The sequence below is a fragment of the Acinetobacter sp. genome (assembly GCF_050285345.1).
Lineage (GTDB): Bacteria > Pseudomonadota > Gammaproteobacteria > Pseudomonadales > Moraxellaceae > Acinetobacter.
In genome coordinates, this window is record NZ_JBLZXR010000034.1 from 1 (window position 1) to 3,485 (window position 3,485).

General features: G+C 38.8%; 6 protein-coding genes. 2 read left to right on the top strand and 4 right to left on the bottom strand.

Annotated features, from left to right (window positions below):
* The first annotated feature begins 259 nt into the window (after positions 1 to 259).
* Positions 260 to 739 carry a winged helix-turn-helix transcriptional regulator gene (locus ACN6OV_RS03165; protein WP_427949587.1) on the top strand — a complete coding sequence of 160 codons (480 nt, stop codon included), beginning with the start codon at positions 260 to 262 and terminating at the stop codon, positions 737 to 739.
* Positions 740 to 806: 67 nt separating this feature from the next.
* On the opposite strand, the gene ACN6OV_RS03170 is transcribed toward ACN6OV_RS03165, so the two are convergent.
* The 4 genes from ACN6OV_RS03170 to tusD all read right to left on the bottom strand — a co-directional run bounded on the left by ACN6OV_RS03170 (position 807) and on the right by tusD (position 2,270).
* On the bottom strand, positions 807 to 1,118 hold the full coding sequence (locus ACN6OV_RS03170) for a TusE/DsrC/DsvC family sulfur relay protein (protein WP_427949589.1): 312 nt from the start codon (positions 1,116 to 1,118) through the stop codon (positions 807 to 809).
* A gap of 86 nt (positions 1,119 to 1,204) precedes the next feature.
* Positions 1,205 to 1,492, bottom strand: coding sequence for a DsrH/TusB family sulfur metabolism protein (locus ACN6OV_RS03175; protein WP_427949591.1), 288 nt, complete (start codon positions 1,490 to 1,492; stop codon positions 1,205 to 1,207).
* Between the two features lie 14 nt (positions 1,493 to 1,506).
* Entirely contained in the window at positions 1,507 to 1,857 is a 351-nt protein-coding gene (locus ACN6OV_RS03180) for a hypothetical protein (protein WP_427949592.1), read from the bottom strand.
* A 44-nt stretch (positions 1,858 to 1,901) separates the two neighbouring features.
* Complete coding sequence (tusD, locus tag ACN6OV_RS03185) at positions 1,902 to 2,270, bottom strand: sulfurtransferase complex subunit TusD (protein WP_427949593.1); 369 nt, start codon at positions 2,268 to 2,270, stop codon at positions 1,902 to 1,904.
* A 72-nt stretch (positions 2,271 to 2,342) separates the two neighbouring features.
* Here tusD and ACN6OV_RS03190 point away from each other — a divergent pair, with 72 nt between their 5' ends.
* The gene (locus tag ACN6OV_RS03190; RefSeq protein WP_427949595.1) at positions 2,343 to 3,350 is read left to right on the top strand and encodes an SDR family NAD(P)-dependent oxidoreductase; all 1,008 of its coding nucleotides are present in this window, start codon (positions 2,343 to 2,345) and stop codon (positions 3,348 to 3,350) included.
* Positions 3,351 to 3,485 lie beyond the last annotated feature (135 nt).

Genomic DNA, 3,485 nt, shown 5'->3' on the forward strand with positions numbered 1-3,485 from the left:
TTCAGTCGTTTTAAATTCTCAATTAGGTAATCCTCCTTTACAGTTGGAAAAATTAATTAAAAGTTGAGATTGGCGTTTGTTTATAAAACTGAACGTTAACCGATATATTTGTATGTTTGAACAAGACAAAATCGATCATTCATCATAAAGTAAAACTGGACTGACTCAGGTAAAACTGTGCAAGGTATAAATGATTTTGCAAAAAATCGATGAATGAATTAATTTGTCTCTAGCAAGATTTGAATAATGGATCAAAGAGATGAAATGGGATGAAATTGGGCAACAACCGTGTTCAGTCGCACGGGCACTTTCAGTACTAGGTGATCGTTGGACCATGCTCATTATCCGGAATGCTTTTATGGGTATTCGTCGCTTTGATGATTTTCAGGAAAATCTTGGCGTGACACGGCATGTATTGTCAGATCGTTTAAAACGCCTAGTCGAGCAGGAGATTTTAGTCAAAGCTCCGTATGTTGATCGACAGGAACGTTTTGAATACCGACTCACACAGAAAGGTTTAGATTTATATCCAATTTTATTAGCCATGACCCATTGGGCAGACCAATATATGGACAATGGTGAAGGTTCACCTGTGGAATATGTACATCAGCACTGCTGCCAAACCTTTCAGCCCTTGATGGTATGTTCATGTTGTCATGAACCGATCCATGCTAAACAGGTAAAACCGGTTTTCACTCAAGCTTATTTCAATGCCATTAATCAACTCAAACAAGCTTAAGTGAGACGTATTATTTAATCTGAATAGCCTAAGTAAATCTAACTAAAACTGCATAAAAATAATTCGATTAGAGACAGTTTGCAGGTTTAGGAATGCCTGCAAGACGACTTAAATGTCGTGCTACAAGCCCAGTATTAAATTTCTCTTGAAGTACAGCGTTGTTAACTTCTGGGCTAACCGTTTTCATTAAATATTTAATCAGTGGGCGTGTTGCAGGTGAGTGACCAAACTGTTGATAGAACTGGCGAACGGCTTGTAAAATTTCAAAATGCCAAGGGCTTAGTTCAAGCTCTAAGCTTTTCGCTAACTCTTGTGCGACAGCTTCATTCCAAATGGTGTAATCCACCAAATGTCCGTCTTGGTCTAGTTCAAGATTCATGGTTTATCCAATATTTTGAGTCAATCGGTGCAATCCGTCGTTCTATGCTGTAGAAAAACAGTAAAACACACTTCGATATTTGGCGATTATTTTAAGCTAATACAGCGCATATATTGCAAGCAGAGGTCAGCAAACTGAGCATAATTAATCACGTGCATGTGATTATAGTGGGCATGTTTTCCTAAAATTTGTACGTCTTGTTCGAGCACATAACATGTGCCCAATTGCTGGATTTGTTCATCTGTAATGAATAACACCGATTCACCCATGAGCACAATGGCATCACCCGCAGCGATGAACTGACCTAACTGCGTAATGCTTTGAGAGGTATTTGCATAACTGGATTGTAGGAGGTAAAGGGTTGAATTTGACATTTATAATTCCTCAATTACCAATACAGCACATGATCAAAACGTTGAATTAATTCAGCATTCAATTCAACAAATTCAAGTTCTTGCTCGGCATTGACCACAAACGGGTGTTGCGCATTTTTTTGTTCGATCAAAATCGGAGTGAGATCATAAAATTCAAAACTATCGACCAAGTTAGATGCTAATTTAAAAGCATGCTTGAACTGGTTAAACTCCTGTTCAGCATTCAGTAAGCTCAGCGCAGCATCTTTAAACAAAACTTTGACCTCACAGCCAAATGTTGCCAAAACCATGGTGGCAGACAAGCTTTCATGTACTTGTAAACTTGCAAGATTTGCATGGGTTAATACAACGAGTACAGTTTTCAAACAATATTCCTTTTAAATGCAACAAATTCGTGGAAATTAAAGACTTAGAATTGAATTAAGCGGTCGGCTGACTGTACAGCATCCGCAAGTTCACCTAGGCCGACTAACTCAAACTGAGCTGCTAGGTTGTATTGCTGGATTTGATGTCGCTGAGCATTTTCCTGATCTATAATTCCACGTGCTAAAGCTGCACTGACGCAAACAGGTAGGCGAATTTCGAGTTTTTGCCATTCCTGTGTAAGTCTGAGTTGATCATCTGGCACCCATTGTAGGGAGTTCGCTACATTCACACCATCTTGATAGAAAAAAACTCGAAAGCTTTCATCTTTTTGTTTGAGTGCTTGCGCAAGACCTAAAGCATGCCAAGCATGAATTGAAGTAGGTGAGGCGGTAATTAGTAATAAGGTACTCATCGAAATTCACTAAATGAATAAGCAGCCTTTGGACTGTTATTCTGACTTCATAAGAAAAAAAGGTATTATACAATGGTTTTAGTGACTGGTGGTTTAGGCTTTATAGGCTCACATATCGCCTTGAGTTTAATGGCTCAGGGTCAAGAAGTCATTATTGTCGATAATTTATCGAATGCAAACTTACAAACATTGGAACGACTCGAATATATTTCAGGCATGTATGTGCCTTTTGTCAAGCTGGATATCCGCAATACACCGGCATTAAATAAAGTCTTTGAGCAATATTCTGTTGATGCGGTGATCCATGCAGCAGGCTTTAAATCATTAGAAGAGTCTGTGTTAAAACCTCTTGAATATTATAATGATAATGTCAGTTGCATCATGAGTTTATTACGCGCGATGCAAAGAACCGGTGTACGAACCTTAGTACATTTATCAAGTCTGGCTGTGTATGGTCAATCTTCCGCAGCACTCACAGAAGACACTATATTTAATTACACCTATCCAAACCCTTATGTAAAATCACAGCAAATGGTTGAGGAAATTATTCGTGATACTGCACGGACGGATAATGAGTGGAAAATTGCCATTTTACGACTTGGTAATATCGCGGGTGCATTTGAACACGGAGTATTAGGTGAGTTTGTGACACCTTTACCGAAAAATATTGTGCCACTGGCAATGCAAGTTGGCGCAATGCAAAGAGATTATATTGAACTGCGGAAACAGGCCAAAACAGAAGATGGTACGGTAGAGCGGAGTTTCTTACACGTGCTGGATTGCTGTAAAGCTATATGGCAGTGCTTACAATGGCTGCCAACGCAGCAGTTTGCATGTGAAGCCTTTAATATTGCAGGTGAGTTGATTTCGATTCAAAAACTACTCGATACCATCGCAGAAGTGACTCAATCTGAAATTAAAACTATAGATTCTACGTATTATCCAAATCAGGAGTATGATCAATTGGGTGCCAATATTGAAAAGGCGGAACGCGTATTGAATTGGCAGCCTGAGCAAAGCTTAAAGAAAATGCTTGAAGATGAATGGCGTTTTTATCAACAGACCTTACGTGGCCAATAAGATAAGTCGAGCTAAACAGCCATTTTCATGGTTTAACAGGCTCGTTAAATTAGATGAATTACGCCAATCTCAACTTTTAATTAATTTTTCCAACTGTAAAGGAGGATTACCTAATTGAGAATTTAAAACGACTGA